Consider the following 17,250-nt stretch of genomic DNA (forward strand, 5'->3'; position numbering starts at 1 on the left):
TGAACAAATTATGAACATCGGCTTTTCTTGCGACGATGACAGGGCTATGGTGACGGTATGGAGCAGAACCACGATTCCGATACTCTTCCCTTGTCGCAACGTGCCATAGCCGCGCGGCCCGCGCCTTATCTGGACGGGTTGAACGCTGCTCAGCGGGCGGCTGTCGAACTGCTTGACGGTCCGGTTCTGATGCTGGCCGGGGCCGGTACAGGCAAGACGCGGGCACTGACGACGCGGATCGCGCATTTGCTGACACTGGGTCGGGCGCGGCCCGGGCAGATACTGGCTGTCACATTCACCAACAAGGCCGCCCGCGAGATGAAAACGCGGATCGGGGCCTTATTGGGCGAAACGGTCGAGGGGATGCCGTGGCTGGGTACTTTCCACTCGATCTGTGTCAAGCTGCTGCGCCGCCATGCCGAATTGATCGGCAATGGCGAGCTGCATTTGAAGCCTTCGTTCACCATTCTGGATACGGATGATCAGATTCGTCTGCTCAAGCAGTTGATTCAAGCTGAAAACCTTGATGAGAAACGCTGGCCCGCGCGGCAATTGGCGCATCTGATCGATGGCTGGAAAAACCGCGGCCTGACGCCCGAGAACCTGCCCAAGGGTGAGATGGCGGCTTTCGACGGTTGGGGCGGTCGGCTTTACGCAGCCTATCAGGATCGGTTGCTGACCCTGAATGCCGTCGATTTCGGTGATCTGCTGATGCATTGCGTGAGGCTGTTTCAGGCGCATCCCGATGTGTTGAAGCAATGGCAGGACCGGTTCCGTTATATATTGGTGGACGAGTATCAGGATACCAATGTCGCGCAATATATGTGGTTGCGGCTGTTGGCGCAGGGGCACCGGAATATCTGCTGCGTCGGTGACGACGATCAGTCGATCTATGGCTGGCGCGGGGCGGAGGTCGGCAATATCCTGCGCTTCGAACAGGATTTCCCCGGCGCTCAGGTCATCCGGCTGGAGCAGAACTACCGTTCGACCCCGCAGATCCTTGGTGCTGCCTCGGGATTGATCGAAGCGAATAGCGGGCGGCTTGGCAAGACGCTGTGGACCGATGCGGAACAGGGCGAAAAGGTGCGCCTGATCGGCCATTGGGACAGCGAGGCCGAGGCGCGCTGGATCGGCGAAGAGATAGAGGCGTTTCAGGGCGGGCACCGGGCCGTAATGGGCGCGGTTAACCTTGACGGGATTGCGATTTTGGTGCGGGCCAGTCATCAGATGCGGGCTTTCGAGGATCGCTTCCTGACGATTGGCTTGCCTTATCGCGTGATCGGTGGGCCGCGCTTCTATGAACGGGCCGAGATACGCGACGCCATGGCTTATTTCCGGCTGGCTGTCAGCCCATCGGACGATCTGGCATTCGAGCGGATCGTGAATACACCGAAGCGAGGGCTGGGTGACAAGGCTTTGCAGGTGATCCAGATGGCGGCGCGGCGGAATGGCGTGCCGCTGCTGGAAGGTGCCCGGATCGTGGTCGAGGAAAAGCAGCTTGGCGGCAAGGGTTTGACCAATCTGCGCGAATTCGTTGCCTCGTTCGACCGATGGCGCGTGGATGCGCTTGATCCTGATGCCAGTCATGTGGAACTGGCCGAACGGATACTGGACGAATCCGGCTATACCGCCATGTGGCAGAATGACAAATCGCCGGATGCGCCCGGCCGGCTGGACAATCTCAAGGAACTGGTCAAGGCGCTTGAGGAATTCGACAATCTTCAGGGTTTTCTTGAACATATCGCGCTTGTCATGGACCGGGACGAGGGCGATCGCGGCGAAGAAGTCAGCATCATGACCCTGCACGCGGCCAAGGGTCTGGAATTTCCCGTTGTCTTTCTGCCCGGCTGGGAGGACGGGCTTTTCCCCAATCAACGCGCCATGGACGAGAACGGCACCAAAGGGTTGGAAGAAGAGCGACGGCTGGCCTATGTCGGCATTACCCGCGCCGAGCGGCTGGCGATCATCAGTTTTGCGGGGAACCGGCGGCTTTACGGGCAATGGCAAAGCCAGATGCCGTCGCGCTTTATTGACGAATTGCCCGAGGCGCATATCGAGATTCTGACGCCTCCCGGACTGTACGGGGGCGGCTATGGAACGGCAATGGCCTTTGCGGGCGCGAATGCCGGAACCGATATGCATGACCGGGCGGCGCGGGCGGATGTCTATAACTCGCCCGGATGGAAGCGGATGCAGGCTCGCGCATCAGAACGGCGGACACCGAAAGTTGCTGCGGTGACGATAGATTCCGAAGCTGCGGCGAAATTCAGTGTTGGCGACCGGGTATCCCACGCGAAATTCGGCGAGGGGCAGATCATGGGAATCGCAGAAGATACGCTTACAATCCAGTTCGGCACCAGCTTCAAGACCGTCAAAGCCGCGTATATTCAACCTGCGGGCGGCGATCAGGACGTGCCGTTCTAGATCGGGCTATCCGCCCAAAGCCTTCGTGCGTTCCCCCGTGAGCGGGTTAGAAGCAGGCGACCTTGGCAACATTGCCGTCAGGCCCGATCTCGATATTCAGCCGGTCCCCCCGATAATCTGCGGTAACCGGATCCTCGGGGCCGATAATGCGGGTGCCCGGTGCGAATTCCCGTGAGGACACTACCGATTGCGGTTGCCCGACCAGACCCTGCAATTCGTCAGCTCCACAGCTTTGCGGCAGATCCAGCACCGGTGCGGTCGAGCTTTCCTCGGGTGGTGTGCAGGCAGCCAGAGCGGCTGCCGATAATAGCGGGAATATCAGGAGATGGCGCATTTTCATCCACAATCGATATTGTTGATATTGCCTGCGGCATCAAGGCGGAAGACGATCCGGTTCGGGTCGTAATCCTGAGGCTCGATCCCGCGATGTTCGACGACACGATATTCCTTGGTCAGTCCGATGGTCGAGATGACACTGCCGGGTTGCGACAGATATTGCGTATATTCCTTGGCACCGCACAGATCGGGTTGACGCTCTTCCAGGCCAGAGACTCCGGCAACAGGTGGCGGGGCTGTCGGCACGGGTGCTGCTGGCGCAGGGGCGGGGGCAGGTTGCGGGGCCGGCATGCAGCCTGCAAGCATCATGGCTGTGGCGACAGCGGGCAGGAGCGCGGTCTTGATCATCTTGTCTGTTTCCCTCGTGTGCCTGAACGGGCGTTTATTATGAATCACAACATGAATTATACGATCCGGCAAGCGGGTTGAGAACCGGTTCCACGATCAATATTGCATTAGCGTGACGACATTGCCCCGTTTTCCGATTTGTCCGGCTGTCTGGATTGCTGGTCGATCCCGGCTCCGTAAGCGCGCAGAAACATCGTGGCGGCGGTTTCGGCGGTGCGTTTGACCGGCATCTCGGTTTCCAGCGCGGGGCCGGATATCGCCCGATCATAGAAGGTAAGCCCGCAGAGCCCGATCAACTGTCGGGCGGCCAGTGCGACGTCATCAACCACCAGTTCTCCCCGGTTGACGAAGCCGTCAATGTGATCGCGCAAAGGCTGTTCCAGCAGCGTTTCGATGCGTTCGTGATAAGTTGCGGCGATATCGGGAAAGCGGTTCGCCTCGCCGATGGCAATCCGGAAAAGGTCGGTTTCGCGATCCGATCTCAGCCATGCGGTCATGGCGGCGGTTATTCGCGGAACAGCCTTTTCGGCAGGCAGGTCCTTGCCGATATCTGCAAAGGGCTGTGTGCGATCCCCCCCCAGCACATTCTGCATGGCGGTTTCAAACAATAGCCGCTTATCCGGAAAATAGGCATATAGGGTCGCTTTCGAAACGCCCGCCGAACGCACGATGTCATCCACCGCCGCACCGGCATACCCGTCCCGTAAAAATATGCGCCAGGCACCATTCAGTACCTGATCCGCCTTACGCCCGAATACGGCGTTTCCATGTCTTTTTGTACCAATCATTCAAACCGTCTCTTCTGCAATATCAATATAACAATGTTTCGGGAAGCTGATGGTTTCATGCCAGCTTCGACAGGCCGGGCCAATCGGCAAGGAATGCCCATGATTTCAAAATTGCCTAAAATTTGACCTAACTTCGCGGAAGCCGGTGGAACCTGTCACAGCATTCTCGTAGCCTCCCGCCCAGGATCTATCGAATCGTTTACGTGAAAGGGAGCCCGCGATGGCCATTAAACATAAGTCATTTCGTGATTCTGTCGATAAGATGTTCACCCATGCCGCAGGGTTGATGTCTCTGCCACCCGGGTTGGAAGAAAAAATTCGCGTTTGCAATTCCACCTATACGGTTCGTTTCGGTGTGCGTCTGCGCGGCGAGATCCAGACCTTTACCGGTTATCGTTCGGTCCATTCCGAACATATGGAGCCGGTCAAGGGCGGCATCCGCTATTCGATGGATGTCAATCAGGACGAGGTCGAGGCGCTTGCCGCACTGATGACCTATAAATGCGCTCTGGTCGAGGTGCCTTTCGGCGGCTCGAAGGGCGGGTTGCGCATCGACCCGCGCGAATGGAACGAGGACGAGCTTGAGCGGATCACCCGTCGGTTCACCTATGAATTGTCGCGCCGCAACCTGATCTCGCCCAGCCAGAACGTGCCCGCTCCCGATATGGGCACGGGCGAGCGTGAGATGGCGTGGATGGCAGACGCCTATAAGCGCCTGCATCCCGACGATATCAACGCCAAGGCCTGCGTGACCGGTAAACCGCGCACCGCGGGCGGGATCGACGGCCGGGTCGAGGCGACGGGCCGTGGCGTGCAATATGCGCTGCGCGAGTTTTTCCGCCATGATGATGTGATGAAGCGCGCCGGGCTGGAAGGCGGATTGGCGGGTAAGCGGATCGTCGTGCAGGGGCTGGGGAATGTGGGCTATCACGCCGCGCTGTTCCTGTCGCAAGAGGACAAGGCACTGATCACGACCGTGATCGAACGCGACGGCGCTGTCAGCAATCCTCGGGGTCTGGATGTCGGAGCGCTTAAGGCGCATATCGCGGCGACCGGCGGAGTCGGGGGCTTTACCGGCGGTGATTTCCGGCCGGAAGGCCTTGCCGCGCTTGAAGATGAGTGCGACGTGCTGATTCCGGCCGCCGTGGAAAGCGTGATCCATGCCGACAATGCGGATCGCATCAGGGCCAAGGTCATCGTCGAGGCTGCGAACGGGCCGGTGACGGCGGATGCCGATGCGATACTGAAGCATAAGGGGATGGTTATTATCCCCGATATGTACGCAAACTCGGGCGGTGTGACGGTGTCCTATTTCGAATGGGTCAAGAACCTGTCGCAGATCAGCCTGGGCAGGCTTGAACGCCGTCATGAAGAGGCTCGTGCCCGCGTGCTGGTCGAAGAGCTGGAGCGTCTGTCGGCGGATACCGGACTGAACTGGACTTTGTCCAAGGGCTTCAAGGAAGCGTTCCTGACCGGTGCCGATGAGCTGGAACTGGTGCGCTCGGGGCTGGACGACACGATGCGCGAGGCATTCGGCAAGATGAAGGAAGTCTGGGTCAATAACAGCAAGGTGGATGACATGCGGACAGCGGCGTATGTCGTCGCCATCCGCAGAATTTCCAACGTTTACGGCTCGCTGGGCCTGTAAGCTTTCGGAGACTGGCTCTCTAAGCCAATGCCGCGCCGGCGATCGGCGCGGCATTGGCCGTTTGTTCTTCCTGTCATCCTGCCCGGACGGAATTTGTTTCCCATTGTGACGCGGGGTTTTGGTTGTGACCGGTGTGGCGCTTCGTAATATGACCCCGGAACAGCGCTCTGCATGGGAGGAACGGATGAGCTATTGCGCACCAGTCGGGCAGATCGATTTCATTCTGAGGCATGTCGTGCCTTATGATCAGGTGGCTCGAACGGAACGTTTCGCCGAAGCGGGGTTCGATACGGCGAACGCGATCCTGACAGAGGCGGGGAAACTTGCAGCGAATGTGCTTGCCCCGTTGAACCGCAATGGCGATCTGACACCGGCGCGACTTGAAAACGGCAAGGTCCGGTCCTCCCCCGGATTTGCCGAAGGTTTCAGGGCAATCGCCGAGGGTGGCTGGGTCGGGCTGGCTGCAGATCCGGAATATGGGGGTGTGGGCCTGCCGCAGGCGCTCAACATGGCCGTGGCCGAGATGATGGCGGCGGCCTGTCTGTCGCTGCAACTCAACCCGCTTCTGACACAGGGCCAGATCGAGGCGCTTGAGCATCACGCAAGCGACGAGTTGAAAGCGCTTTATCTGCCCAAGCTGATCAGTGGTGAATGGTCGGGTACGATGAACCTGACCGAACCGGGGGCGGGCAGCGATGTCGGGGCATTGACAACCCGGGCCGAGCCGAACGGTGACGGCAGCTACAGGATCACCGGGCAGAAGATCTTCATCACATGGGGCGACAGCGATATGACGGAGAATATCTGTCATGCCGTGCTGGCGCGTCTGCCCGACGGTGCCAAGGGCACGCGGGGTATCAGCCTGTTCATGGTGCCGAAATTCATCCCCGATGAAAACGGCAATCCCGGCGTTGCCAATGATCTCAGGGTGGTCGGCCTGGAGGAGAAGCTGGGCATCCATGGCAGCCCGACCTGTGTCATGAGCTATGAGGGTGCGACGGGCTGGCTGATCGGGGAAGAGCATAAGGGCATGGCCGCTATGTTCACGATGATGAACTGCGCCCGGCTGGGCGTCGGCATGCAGGGCATCGGCGTCGGCGAGGCGGCATTGCAGCAGGCTGCGCTTTACGCGCAGGAGCGGAACCAGATGGGGCCGATCATCCGGCATCCCGATGTCCGCCGTATGCTGGCTATGGCGCGGGCCGAACTTTTTGCTGCCCGTTGCATTGCGCTCGCCTGCGCGACCGCGATTGACCTTGAACGCGCTACGGGCGAGGCGGATCACGCGGCGCGTGCAGCCTTCCTGACCCCGATCGCCAAAGCTTACGGCACCGATACCGGCCTGCGTGCCGCCGATGCTGCCGTGCAGGTTCATGGCGGCATGGGCTATATCGAGGAGACCGGCGCGGCGCAGTATCTGCGCGATGTCCGCATCACCCAGATTTATGAGGGCACGAACGGTATTCAGGCCATGGATCTCGTGGGCCGCAAACTGGCCGACGGGGGCGAGGCCGCCATGCGGCTTCTGGACGAAATCCTCGATGGCGCAAAATCCGCACAGGCCGACCATCCCGATCTGGCGCATGAGGTCTGGCAATCGGCCGAAACCCTGCGCGAGGGTACGCAGGATTTGCTGGAACGCGAAATACCGCAGCGTTTTGCCGGAGCCGCGCCTTATCTGACGGCTTTCGCCCGTGTTCTGGGGGGATATTATCACCTGCTTGCCGCACGTTCCGGGGGTGAGGCGGAAGTGGGCCTTGCCCGGGTGTTCATCCGTCGCGTCCTGCCGCATTTTGCCACTGACCTGACCGAGGCGCTTGCCGGGTTGGAGGATCTCGCCAATCTTGGCGATGATGTGCTGACGGGGCAGTCGGGCGCGTGATCGCATTCCCGTTCGAAAATCCGCCCGCCGAAGGCGAGGCGATCGCGATTGCCGACGGAGTGCTATGGCTGCGCCTGCCCCTGCCCATGGCGCTGGATCACGTGAATGTCTATGCTTTGGACGAAGGGGATGGCTGGACGATCGTCGATACCGGTTTTGATACCGGGCGAACACGCAGGATATGGCAATCGCTGCTGGCGGACCCGCTTGCGGGCCGCCCGATCCTGCGGATTATCGGCACCCATCACCATCCGGATCACATCGGCCTTGCCGGATGGTTCGTGCAGGAACACAGCGCCGGGCTGGTGATGAGTCGGACGGCATGGCTGACTGCCCGGATGTTGCAGCTTGACCGGCAGGAAAGCCCGACGCCGCAGGCCATTGCGTTCTGGCGGCATGCGGGCATGCCCGCTGAGCTTCGGGAAAAGCGCGCAGCCGAGCGCCCTTTCAACTTCGCGGATATGGTGCATCCGCTGCCTCCGGGTTTTACGCGGCTAGTCGCGGGGCAGGAGATTCGCCTGGGGGGCCGTCGCTGGCGGGTGGAAATGGCACATGGCCATGCGCCCTGCCACGCGACTTTCTGGTCTCTGGACGATGATCTGGTGATCGGAGGCGATCAGTTGCTGGCCTCTATCTCACCCAATCTCGGCGTTCATCCGACCGAACCCGATGCCGATCCGGTCGGAGAATGGCTGGAAAGCTGTTACCGTCTTCTGGCACTGGCCGAAGAGCGGCATCTGGTTCTTCCTGGGCACAAGCTGCCCTTTACCGGGCTACCTGAACGTCTTCGCCAACTGATCGACAATCATCACGGCGCGTTGCAACGGATGGAGATTGCATTGCGCAAATCGCCCCGAACTGTGGTTGAATGCTTTGACATCCTGTTCAAGCGCAGGATCGGGGAAGCGGAATTCGGACTTGCCCTTGCCGAAGCGGTTGCGCATGTCAATCACTTGCGTGGCAAGGATGTGATCCTTGCGGTCGGCGAAAGGGATGGTGCCGTGCTTTGGGGGGCGTGACAGCGTGCGCAGTTTCGGCTATCGGGGTGTCAAGGACAAATACCGGAGGGCAGGCGCATGGCCACGCATCACGAAGTAACCGAACACGAACATGGCAGCATGGATATTACCGAGCATAGGAAAACCTTTGCGGGCTTTGTCCGGGTCAGCACCTGGACTGCCGTCATCTCGATTCTGGTGCTGATCTTCTTGGCACTGACAAACGCCTGATCGGGCTGCACAGGACGGATCATGAAAAGACGAGTTTTTATCGCCGCTGCGTTGCCCGCGGCACTGGCAGCTTGCGGCGCCGATAATGTGTGGGACGACGCCGAAGCGGTAAAAGCCGCGCGCTTCGTATCTAACGAGCCCCCTTCCATCACGCTGTTCACCGTGATCGGGATCCCGCGGGGCGAGGGCGGGCATAGCGCGTTGATGATCAATGGCAGTCAACGGGTCATCTATGATCCTGCCGGTACATGGAATCATCCCTCCATCCCCGAGCGGCATGACGTGCTTTACGGGATTACCGACAATTTCAAGAATTTTTACATAGATTACCACGCGCGCGAAACCTATTGGGTTGCGGAAGAACGTGTGCCGGTCTCACGCGAGGTTGCCGATCTTGCAATCCGCAGGGCCGAGGCGAACGGCTCGGCCAACAAGGCTTTCTGCGCAGTAGAGACAAGTGCCGTGCTGCGGGGGCTGCCGGGATTCGAGAATGCGCCTTCAGGCTTTTCTCCGCTCAAGCTGCGGAACTGGTTCATGACGCTGCCGGGCGTGACCTCAAAGCGCCATATGGACGGGGATCCCGCCAATAACCATAATGTGCTTATCCGTCAGAAAAACGGAGAGTTTACCGGTTACGCCAGAAGATAAAGCATTCCGAACAGCGTGGCTGCGCCTCCCAGAATGGCGAGGATGATATTTCTGGTAAGCATGCCGATCAGCATGGTCACGGCAGCGGCACTTAGCCGCGCCAGATCGGGCTGGCCTCCGGTGGCGGCGGGCCACATCACCAGCGGAGCAGACAGGGCGGGCAGCACGGCTACGGGGGTATAGCGCAGCATGCGCATGATCCATTGCGGTAACTCCCGATCCCCCAGCGCGCCAAGGAACGACCAGCGAATCAGGAACGTGCCTGTTCCCAGGATCAGGATTACGAGCCAGATGGTCAGATCAGAAGCATTCTCCATCCCGCTTACGCCCTTTTCCGTTTTTCGGTCAGCACCTCGACCACCGCACCCGTGGCCATTCCAAGTGGAGCCGCCAGCATCAGGCCCAGTCCCGATGGCAGGCCCGCAAAGGCGAGGGAGGCAACGATTGCGACGAAACAGGCCGCAAGATGGGCCGCGCTGCGCAGCATCGGTGCGATCATGGCCAGGAAGGTGATCGGCATCGCGAAATCCAGTGCGATATCGTCTGGAATGACACTGCCAAGAACCGCACCCACCCAGCTTGCGAGCATCCACGGGACGCATATCGCCACGGCGGTTCCCGAGAAATAGGCAATCCGCTGGGAAAGCGTCAGTTTGGGATGACGTTCATAATGCTGGATCGACAGGGCATAGCTTTGATCGATCAATGTATAGGCGATCCAGGCTTTTTGCGCGCCGGACGTGCCCCGGAACCAGGGCACAAGGGATGCGGAATACATCGCCATCCGCAGATTGACGGCCAAACCCGACAGGATCACGATCCAGACCGGGGCATTATCCGACAAAAGCTGAACGGCGGTGAATTGCGATGCTCCTGCAAGCACCAGAACCGAAAAGCCCATTACCTGCGCAATATCGATCCCGGCTTCGCGTGCCACCACGCCGAACAGAAGCGCAAACGGGACGATCACGATCAACATGGGCACGCTTTGCACCATGGCGTATCGGAATGCCTGCGCCGGACTGCGGGCCAGGGCGCGTATATCTGCCGGGTCGGCTGCGGCTTGCTGCTGCTGGGGGCGTGGGGCTGGTGAGGGCGACATGAAGCGGATATCCATCACTTGCGTGTGGGCCTCTTGCTTGCATGATGTGCAGGGAGAGGCAAGCATCCGATGAAAATTTACGCTCCGATCCCTGAGACGATATTACCCGAAGCCGCAGGGCTTTGGCACAGTGCTTTTGGTCATCGTCGCGGCAAGCTGCGGGTCTGCCCGGAAAATGCCATCGTGGTGATAAGTTCGGACGGGCTTGAAGGCGTTGTCGGCCTCCGCGATGATAAGGGAGGTTTTCTGACGACGCCCCCGCCGCTGTCCCGGATTTTGTTCCGGCCTGCGCCGCCGACCTCGGATCTGGTTCTTGACGGTATTGTTGTGCGGCACAGGCGCCGCGGATATGGCCGCGCTCTTGTCGCCGCCGCGGAAATCGAGGCCCGCCATCGTTGCCGTCCCGGATTACGGGCGGAAGTCGTGCTTCGCAACCGATCGGCATTGGCATTCTATCAACGGTTGGGGTTCGTCGAAGAGACGCGGGGCTGGTATGGCTGGCCCTGGTCCGGACGGGTGGTTGTCCTGCGAAAGCAGGTCTGAGATCGTTTTCCGGGAAGCCGGTTCCCTGTTCAGCCTCCTGTCGCCGTCAGGACCAAAAGCCAACCCACGCCGGCGGCAATCAAGGCCATCCCAATCAATTGGATGCGCCCGGTCGATTCGTGCAAAAAGCGGCCAGAAACGATTTGTGCGAAAACCACCTCGATCAAAGCCAGTGTCCGGACATTCGCGGCCGGGGTCAGGGCGAAACCGATGAACCAGAATAGCGAGGCAAAGGCGCCCAATCCGCCCGCCGCAAGCGAAACCCGCCATTCACCCATGATTCCCCGTAATGCCCGACGATCCGCGATCAGCATCCAAGCCAGAGTTATCGAGGATTGCAGACCCAATGTCAGGACCAGGATGGTCAAGGCATGAACGAAAAAACTGCCCTCGGGCAGGGTCAGTAAAGCGCCCCGGAACCCGATGGCCGACAGGCCAAACAAGGCACCTGCGGTAATACCGTTCACCACCGGGATCAGCCCGGCCCGGGACCAGCGCGCGCCCGAACTCAGCATCACGCCAAGCGTGGCAAGGCCGATTGCTGCAAGACTGACCGGCCCCATCGGCTCGTTCAGGATAAGGATTCCGATCAGTGCAAGGGTGACCGGTTCGGTCTTCATCAGGGCGGTCGCAACGCCGAAATTTTGCCCGCGCATGGTTAACAGCATGAAGGCGGTCGCCCCGATCTGTGCCCCTGCGCCCATTGCGGTGAAACCGATCGCCGTGGCATTCAGCGGAGGCAGATCGGTAAAGGGCGTTAACAGCAACAGGAACAGCGCGGCGAAGGGAAATCCGAAAATGAACCGGACCGAAGTTGCGCCAATCGTGCCGATCCGGCCACCCAGTCCCGCCTGCGCGGCATTCCGTGCGGTTTGGGCAACCGCTGCGATCAATGTGGCCGCGACCCAGATCATGCGCCGCGAACGGCTTCGATCATGCGCGTGACATTATCGGGGTCGGCATCGGGTGTGATACCGTGACCCAGATTGAAGATATGCGGTCCATTCCGCAATGCGCGGGTGATGCGGCCGGCCTCGGAAATTAGCGCGTCGCCACCGGTGATCAACAATTGCGGGTCGAGATTGCCCTGCACGCAGCTGTCGCATTGCAGATGCCGGGCGGCCCAGTCCGGGCTAACCGAATTGTCCAGCGCAACGCAATCCGCGCCGGTTGCCTGCGCAAATCCCCTGTAGCCTTCACCCAGACCGCGCGGGAAGGCGATGACGGGGATGCCCGGATGACGGGTTTTCAGGGCGGAGACAATTCTCCGGGTCGGCTCTATCGCGAATTCATGGCGGTCATTCTCGTCGCGCAGACTTCCGGCCCAGCTATCGAAAAGCTTGATCACTTCGGCGCCAGCCTCGATCTGGGCGGAAAGATAGAGAATGGTAGCCTCTGTGATCCGGTCGATTAATGCCGAGAATGCGGCGCGGTCCGCGGTCTTGAAGTCATGCGCGGGACCTTGATCCGGCGTTCCACGTCCGGCGATCATATAGGTGGCCACGGTCCACGGGGCTCCGGCGAAGCCGATTAATGTGGTTTCCTTGGGCAACTCACCGGCCAATATCCGGATCGTTTCGTAAATTGGTGAGAGACGCTCGTGTATTGCATCGCCGGGTTTCAATGCATCTACCTGAGCGCGTGTGGTGATCGTGGAAAGGCGCGGACCTTCGCCCGTGACGAACCACAGCTCTGATCCCAGCGCTTGTGGAAGAAGCAGAATATCGGCAAACAGGATCGCCGCGTCGAAATCGAACCGGCGCAGCGGTTGCAAGGTCACCTCGGCCGCTAGTTCCGGCGTGTAGCAAAGCGACAGGAAATCACCCGCTTTTGCACGGGTAGCGCGATATTCGGGCAGATAACGCCCGGCCTGACGCATCATCCAGATCGGTGGGGTGGGTAAGGTTTCGCCCGCCAAGGCGCGCAGCAAGAGTTTGGTCATGGTGCCTCCTGCCTCTTTCATGGCCAGAGGGCAGGCATTGTCAAGCGATGCAGGGGCGGATAAGTCACGTGCATGAAGAATTTTCCTGACCCTGACCGCCCGCTCAAGATCGGCACCAGAGGCTCGAAGCTCGCACTTGCCCAGGCTTATGAGTTGCGGGCGCGGGTGATGGCCGCGCATGACCTTCCCGCCGAGGCTTTCGAGATCGTCGTGATCCGCACGACCGGTGATCGTGTGACTGACCGTCCCTTGAAGGAAATAGGCGGTAAAGGTCTGTTTACAAAGGAAATCGAAGAGGCATTAGCCGAAGGCGGGATCGATATCGCCGTGCATTCGATGAAGGATATGCCGACGGTTCAGCCCGACGGCATGGTTATCGATTGCCTGCTGCCGCGCGAGGATGCGCGAGACGCCTTTGTCAGCCCGCATGTTGGCTCGATTGTGGAATTGCCGGAAGGCGCCGTGGTCGGTTCGTCCAGTTTGCGGCGACGGGCGCAACTTGCGCATCGGCGGCCCGATCTGCGCCTGGTCGAGTTTCGCGGAAATGTGCAGACCCGGCTTCAGAAGCTTGAAGATGGCGTGGCGGTGGCGACATTCCTGGCGATGGCGGGATTGTCCCGTCTGGACATGCTGCATGTTGCGCGCAGTCCCATCGATCCGGCAGAGATGCTGCCCGCTGTCGCTCAGGGCGCCATCGGTATCGAGCGGCGTTCAGATGACGACGGGATCGCGGCATTGCTGCGCCCGGTCAATGATGTCGAAACCGCTCAGCGTGTCGCGGCAGAGCGCGCCTTTCTTGCGCGCCTGGACGGCTCATGTCAGACGCCAATCGCGGGATATGCCGAATTGCAGGGTACGCGCCTTTCGCTGCGGGGCGAAATCCTGCGGCCGGATGGGTCACAGGCGCTTGCCGGAACGCGTGAGGGTGAGATTGCCGATGGTCCGGCAATGGGTCGGGATCTCGCGGAAGAATTGCTGACCCGTGCAGGGCAGGGGTTTTTCGATCACCTGTAAGTCGGTCTAATAATTACGGATCAGACCGACCAGCCGTCCCTGCACCTTGACGGCATCTTCACGCAGAATACGGGTTTCATAGGCAGGATTGGCGGCTTCGAGCGCAATCATCTTGCCTTTGCGGCGGAACCGCTTCAGCGTGGCTTCCGCCCCATCGATCAGGGCTACGACGATATCGCCATTCTCGACCCGATCCTGCTGGCGTATCACGACGATATCGCCATCGTTAATGCCAGCCTCGATCATCGAGTCGCCCTTGACCTCAAGTGCGTAATGTTCGCCATTTCCGGACAGCATGCTGTCCGGGACCGAGATGTGATGCGATATTTCCGAGATCGCCTCTATCGGGACACCGGCCGCGATCCTGCCCATCAAGGGTAATTCCATTGCGGAACTGCTCGTAATTTGCATGGCATTGTCGGGTTGCATGGCATCGTTGCTGCGTTTCGGGCGCGGATTGTCGATGACTCTGGGAGAAAAGCTGCCGGAAGAGCCGTTTCTGTCGGCTTGCGCCAGCGTATCGGGCAGGCGGAGGATTTCAAGCGCGCGGGCCCGGTGCGGCAGGCGGCGGATGAAGCCGCGTTCCTCCAATGCGGTGACAAGGCGGTGAATGCCGGATTTCGAGCGCAGATCAAGCGCTTCCTTCATCTCATCGAATGACGGCGGCACACCATCCCGCGCCATTCTGCGACTGATGAATTCCAGAAGCTGAATCTGTTTTTTCGTCAGCATATCCTTGCCTCATGCAACAAGTGTTCTTCTAATGTTCTACACGAGCCAGGGCGCCGCGTCAATCTGTTTGGCCCTGTCATTGCTGATCGCGGTAAACGATCAGTGAAACAGCGGCATGTATTCCACTATTTCACCCGCTTTATGCGCGGGATCATGCGGAGGCCGGATCAGCAGCGCGTCCGCTTTTGACAGAACCGAAAGCAACGAGGAATCCTGTTTGTCGAAAGCGGTAATCGCCGGAAGATCATCTCCGGGGAAAAGCTGTGCGCGCAGGTAATGTTCCCTGTCTCCCTCGGGCGGCAGCCCGGCGGTCAGCCGGGCGCGGCGGATCGGTCGCTGTAATGGCAGCCCTTGCATCGCATGAATAAGGGGGCGCATGAACAATGTCGCGCAAACAATTGCAGATACAGGATTTCCCGGAAGACCTAGCATTGCCATCTCGGAAATTTTTCCTGCCATCAGGGGCTTTCCGGGACGCATGGCGATCTTGTAGAAAGAGCGTTCCATTCCCAAAGCGCCCGCGACCTTGCCGATCAGATCGTGATCACCGACCGAGGCACCACCGATGGTGACCAGAAGATCGGAGGTCTTCGCGCGATCGAAGCTTTCGCGAATGCTGTCTTCGGTATCGCGGGCAATCGGCAGGATTTCAGCTTCGGCCCCGGCGGCGCGGGCGATGGCGGCGATGGCAAGATCGTTCGAGCAGATGATCTGCCCCGCGGCGGGATTTTCGCCCGGCCGGATCAATTCGTCGCCGCCGGCCAGCACCGCAACCCTTGGGCGTTTCGCGACTGTGATCTGCGGCAGGTTCATCCCCGCCAGAAGCGCGATATCCGCGGCGGTTAGAACCCGCCCCGGCTCGACCCGGTCGCCTTCACTGAAATCGCAGCCCCGGCTGCGGATATGCGCCCCTGCCGATGGTTCGGTGATGGTCAGCATATCGCCGTCGCGCCGGGTATTTTCCTGCATCTCGACGCGGTCATAGCCGGGCGGAACCGCAGCGCCGGTAAAGATGCGGATCGCGGTGCCGGGGGCCGGCGTCCCGGTCCAGGGATGCCCGGCTGCGGATTCGCCGATAACGCGAAGCGGTTGCCCCTGATCCGCATGGCGATAGGCATAGCCGTCCATCGCCGCTGAATCGAAGGGGGGCTGAGTCAGACGGGATATCGCTGCCGCATGCAAAACCCGGCCTGCGGCCTGCTCAAGGGGTACGCTTTCGCCTTCGGGCGGATTCGCCAATGCCAGAACCCGGTCAAGCGCCTCATTGACAGAAATCATGAATTTGCCTCGTAATCACCGGATTTTCCGCCGCTTTTGCGCAGCAATCGGATATTTTCGATCCGCATTCCCTTTTCGGCGGCCTTGAGCATGTCATAGATGGTCAGGCAGGCAGTGGTGACCGCAGTCAGGGCCTCCATCTCGACACCGGTGCGGCCCGTGGTGCGGACCGTTGCCATGACGCGGATGCCGGGCAGGTCGGGATCGGGCTGCAGATCCAGCGCGACTTTCGAGATCGGCAGGGGGTGACATAACGGGATCAGATCAGAGGTGCGCTTGGCCCCCATGATCCCGGCAAGCCGCGCGACGCCCATAACGTCACCCTTCGCCGCCCCGCCTTGCGCCAGCGCCAGTGTTTCAGGCGACATGATCACGCAGCCCTCTGCCACGGCCTCACGCGCGGTTTCGGCCTTGCCCGAGACATCGACCATATGCGCCTGACCGGATTTGTCGAAATGCGTCAGGCTCATGTCGGGGCCAGCAGGTTGCGGGTGGCGGTGGCGACGTCGTCCTGACGCATCAGGCTTTCCCCGATCAGGAAGCGACGAGCGCCGACCTCCATCATCGAGGACAGGTCGGCAGGGGTGAACAACCCGCTTTCACAGACGATATCGCGGTCGTCGGGAATGCGCGGAGCAAGCTCGCGTGTCACATCAAGAGTGACATCGAATGTCTTGAGATTACGATTATTTATTCCGATAAGCGAGGATTTCAACATAAGGGCACGGTCGAGTTCGGCTGCATCATGGACCTCGATCAGCACATCCATGCCCCAATGAATTGCGGCATTCTCCAACTCGGCGGCAAGAACATCATCGACCGAGGCCATGATGATCAGGATGCAATCCGCGCCCCATGCCCGCGCCTCGGCCACCTGATAGGTGTCATAGAGGAAATCCTTGCGCAATGCGGGAAGGTCGCAGGCATCGCGGGCAGCGGCCAGAAATTCGGGCGCGCCCTGAAAGCTGGGCGCATCGGTCAGGACCGACAGGCATGCCGCTCCGCCTTCGGCATAAGCGCAGGCCAGAGACGGTGGATCGAAATCGGGGCGGATCAGACCTTTCGAGGGGCTGGCCTTCTTGATTTCGGCAATCAGTGCCGGTCCGGTCACGGCCTTGTCGGTCAGGGCGCGGGCGAAACCTCGTGGCGCGGACGCTGCACGAGCGACGGCCTCGATATCGGCCAGAGGGCGCGCCGCCTTCGCCGCGGCGATCTCTTCCAGCTTATAGGCTTTGATCTTTTCGAGAATGTTCATGATACGGTTCTAACTCCGGGCGGGCGGCGAGGGAAGGGGCAGGGTTCGGGTTTGGGCTGGACGTTGGGGCGGGTGAGGCTT

General features: G+C 60.3%; 19 protein-coding genes. 8 read left to right on the top strand and 11 right to left on the bottom strand.

The window, feature by feature from the left end; translation table 11 throughout:
- Positions 1-57 precede the first annotated feature (57 nt).
- Entirely contained in the window at positions 58-2,424 is a 2,367-nt protein-coding gene (locus Q0601_RS09810; RefSeq protein WP_305289631.1) for an ATP-dependent helicase, read from the top strand.
- Between the two features lie 46 nt (positions 2,425-2,470).
- Here Q0601_RS09810 and Q0601_RS09815 read toward each other — a convergent pair whose 3' ends face one another.
- From Q0601_RS09815 to Q0601_RS09825, 3 genes are all read right to left on the bottom strand, one after another.
- Positions 2,471-2,758: an I78 family peptidase inhibitor gene (locus tag Q0601_RS09815; RefSeq protein ID WP_305289633.1), complete on the bottom strand. Its 288-nt coding sequence runs from the start codon at positions 2,756-2,758 to the stop codon at positions 2,471-2,473.
- A gap of 2 nt (positions 2,759-2,760) precedes the next feature.
- On the bottom strand, positions 2,761-3,108 hold the full coding sequence (locus Q0601_RS09820; RefSeq protein WP_305289635.1) for an I78 family peptidase inhibitor: 348 nt from the start codon (positions 3,106-3,108) through the stop codon (positions 2,761-2,763).
- A 107-nt stretch (positions 3,109-3,215) separates the two neighbouring features.
- Positions 3,216-3,896, bottom strand: a complete 681-nt coding sequence (locus Q0601_RS09825) for a TetR/AcrR family transcriptional regulator (protein ID WP_305289637.1) — start codon at positions 3,894-3,896, stop codon at positions 3,216-3,218.
- Between the two features lie 220 nt (positions 3,897-4,116).
- Here Q0601_RS09825 and Q0601_RS09830 point away from each other — a divergent pair, with 220 nt between their 5' ends.
- The 5 genes from Q0601_RS09830 to Q0601_RS09850 all read left to right on the top strand — a co-directional run bounded on the left by Q0601_RS09830 (position 4,117) and on the right by Q0601_RS09850 (position 9,303).
- The gene (locus Q0601_RS09830; protein ID WP_305289641.1) at positions 4,117-5,544 is read left to right on the top strand and encodes a Glu/Leu/Phe/Val family dehydrogenase; all 1,428 of its coding nucleotides are present in this window, start codon (positions 4,117-4,119) and stop codon (positions 5,542-5,544) included.
- 184 nt (positions 5,545-5,728) lie between these two features.
- Complete coding sequence (locus Q0601_RS09835; protein ID WP_305289643.1) at positions 5,729-7,426, top strand: acyl-CoA dehydrogenase family protein; 1,698 nt, start codon at positions 5,729-5,731, stop codon at positions 7,424-7,426.
- The gene (locus Q0601_RS09840) at positions 7,423-8,445 is read left to right on the top strand and encodes an MBL fold metallo-hydrolase (RefSeq protein ID WP_370656116.1); all 1,023 of its coding nucleotides are present in this window, start codon (positions 7,423-7,425) and stop codon (positions 8,443-8,445) included. Before Q0601_RS09835 ends, Q0601_RS09840 begins: the two co-directional genes overlap by 4 nt.
- A gap of 57 nt (positions 8,446-8,502) precedes the next feature.
- A complete protein-coding gene (locus Q0601_RS09845; protein ID WP_305289644.1) occupies positions 8,503-8,655 on the top strand; it encodes an aa3-type cytochrome c oxidase subunit IV in 153 nt (50 codons plus the stop codon).
- Positions 8,656-8,676: 21 nt separating this feature from the next.
- Entirely contained in the window at positions 8,677-9,303 is a 627-nt protein-coding gene (locus Q0601_RS09850; RefSeq protein WP_305289646.1) for a hypothetical protein, read from the top strand.
- On the opposite strand, the gene Q0601_RS09855 is transcribed toward Q0601_RS09850, so the two are convergent.
- Both Q0601_RS09855 and Q0601_RS09860 read right to left on the bottom strand, forming a co-directional pair.
- Positions 9,288-9,620 (bottom strand): AzlD domain-containing protein, encoded by a 333-nt coding sequence (locus Q0601_RS09855; RefSeq protein ID WP_305289648.1) that lies wholly within the window; start codon positions 9,618-9,620, stop codon positions 9,288-9,290. The two genes, Q0601_RS09850 and Q0601_RS09855, sit on opposite strands and share 16 nt — an antisense overlap.
- A gap of 5 nt (positions 9,621-9,625) precedes the next feature.
- Positions 9,626-10,420 carry an AzlC family ABC transporter permease gene (locus tag Q0601_RS09860; protein WP_370656117.1) on the bottom strand — a complete coding sequence of 265 codons (795 nt, stop codon included), beginning with the start codon at positions 10,418-10,420 and terminating at the stop codon, positions 9,626-9,628.
- A gap of 54 nt (positions 10,421-10,474) precedes the next feature.
- Between Q0601_RS09860 and Q0601_RS09865 the strand changes: the two genes are divergently transcribed.
- Positions 10,475-10,948 (top strand): GNAT family N-acetyltransferase, encoded by a 474-nt coding sequence (locus Q0601_RS09865; RefSeq protein WP_305289650.1) that lies wholly within the window; start codon positions 10,475-10,477, stop codon positions 10,946-10,948.
- 29 nt (positions 10,949-10,977) lie between these two features.
- Here Q0601_RS09865 and Q0601_RS09870 read toward each other — a convergent pair whose 3' ends face one another.
- Positions 10,978-11,862 carry a DMT family transporter gene (locus tag Q0601_RS09870; protein WP_305289652.1) on the bottom strand — a complete coding sequence of 295 codons (885 nt, stop codon included), beginning with the start codon at positions 11,860-11,862 and terminating at the stop codon, positions 10,978-10,980.
- Complete coding sequence (gene hemE / locus Q0601_RS09875) at positions 11,859-12,890, bottom strand: uroporphyrinogen decarboxylase (protein WP_305289654.1); 1,032 nt, start codon at positions 12,888-12,890, stop codon at positions 11,859-11,861. The genes Q0601_RS09870 and hemE overlap by 4 nt, the downstream gene beginning before the upstream one ends.
- A gap of 72 nt (positions 12,891-12,962) precedes the next feature.
- Here hemE and hemC point away from each other — a divergent pair, with 72 nt between their 5' ends.
- Positions 12,963-13,904 (top strand): hydroxymethylbilane synthase, encoded by a 942-nt coding sequence (hemC, locus tag Q0601_RS09880; protein WP_305289655.1) that lies wholly within the window; start codon positions 12,963-12,965, stop codon positions 13,902-13,904.
- A 6-nt stretch (positions 13,905-13,910) separates the two neighbouring features.
- On the opposite strand, the gene lexA is transcribed toward hemC, so the two are convergent.
- The 4 genes from lexA to trpC all read right to left on the bottom strand — a co-directional run bounded on the left by lexA (position 13,911) and on the right by trpC (position 17,169).
- A complete protein-coding gene (gene lexA, locus Q0601_RS09885; protein ID WP_305289656.1) occupies positions 13,911-14,636 on the bottom strand; it encodes a transcriptional repressor LexA in 726 nt (241 codons plus the stop codon).
- A gap of 99 nt (positions 14,637-14,735) precedes the next feature.
- A complete protein-coding gene (locus Q0601_RS09890; protein WP_305289657.1) occupies positions 14,736-15,914 on the bottom strand; it encodes a molybdopterin molybdotransferase MoeA in 1,179 nt (392 codons plus the stop codon).
- Entirely contained in the window at positions 15,911-16,384 is a 474-nt protein-coding gene (gene moaC / locus Q0601_RS09895) for a cyclic pyranopterin monophosphate synthase MoaC (RefSeq protein WP_305289658.1), read from the bottom strand. The genes Q0601_RS09890 and moaC overlap by 4 nt, the downstream gene beginning before the upstream one ends.
- Complete coding sequence (gene trpC / locus Q0601_RS09900) at positions 16,381-17,169, bottom strand: indole-3-glycerol phosphate synthase TrpC (protein WP_305289659.1); 789 nt, start codon at positions 17,167-17,169, stop codon at positions 16,381-16,383. The genes moaC and trpC overlap by 4 nt, the downstream gene beginning before the upstream one ends.
- Between the last annotated feature and the right edge of the window lie 81 nt (positions 17,170-17,250).

This window comes from Paracoccus wurundjeri (genome assembly GCF_030678915.1).
Lineage (GTDB): Bacteria > Pseudomonadota > Alphaproteobacteria > Rhodobacterales > Rhodobacteraceae > Paracoccus > Paracoccus onubensis_A.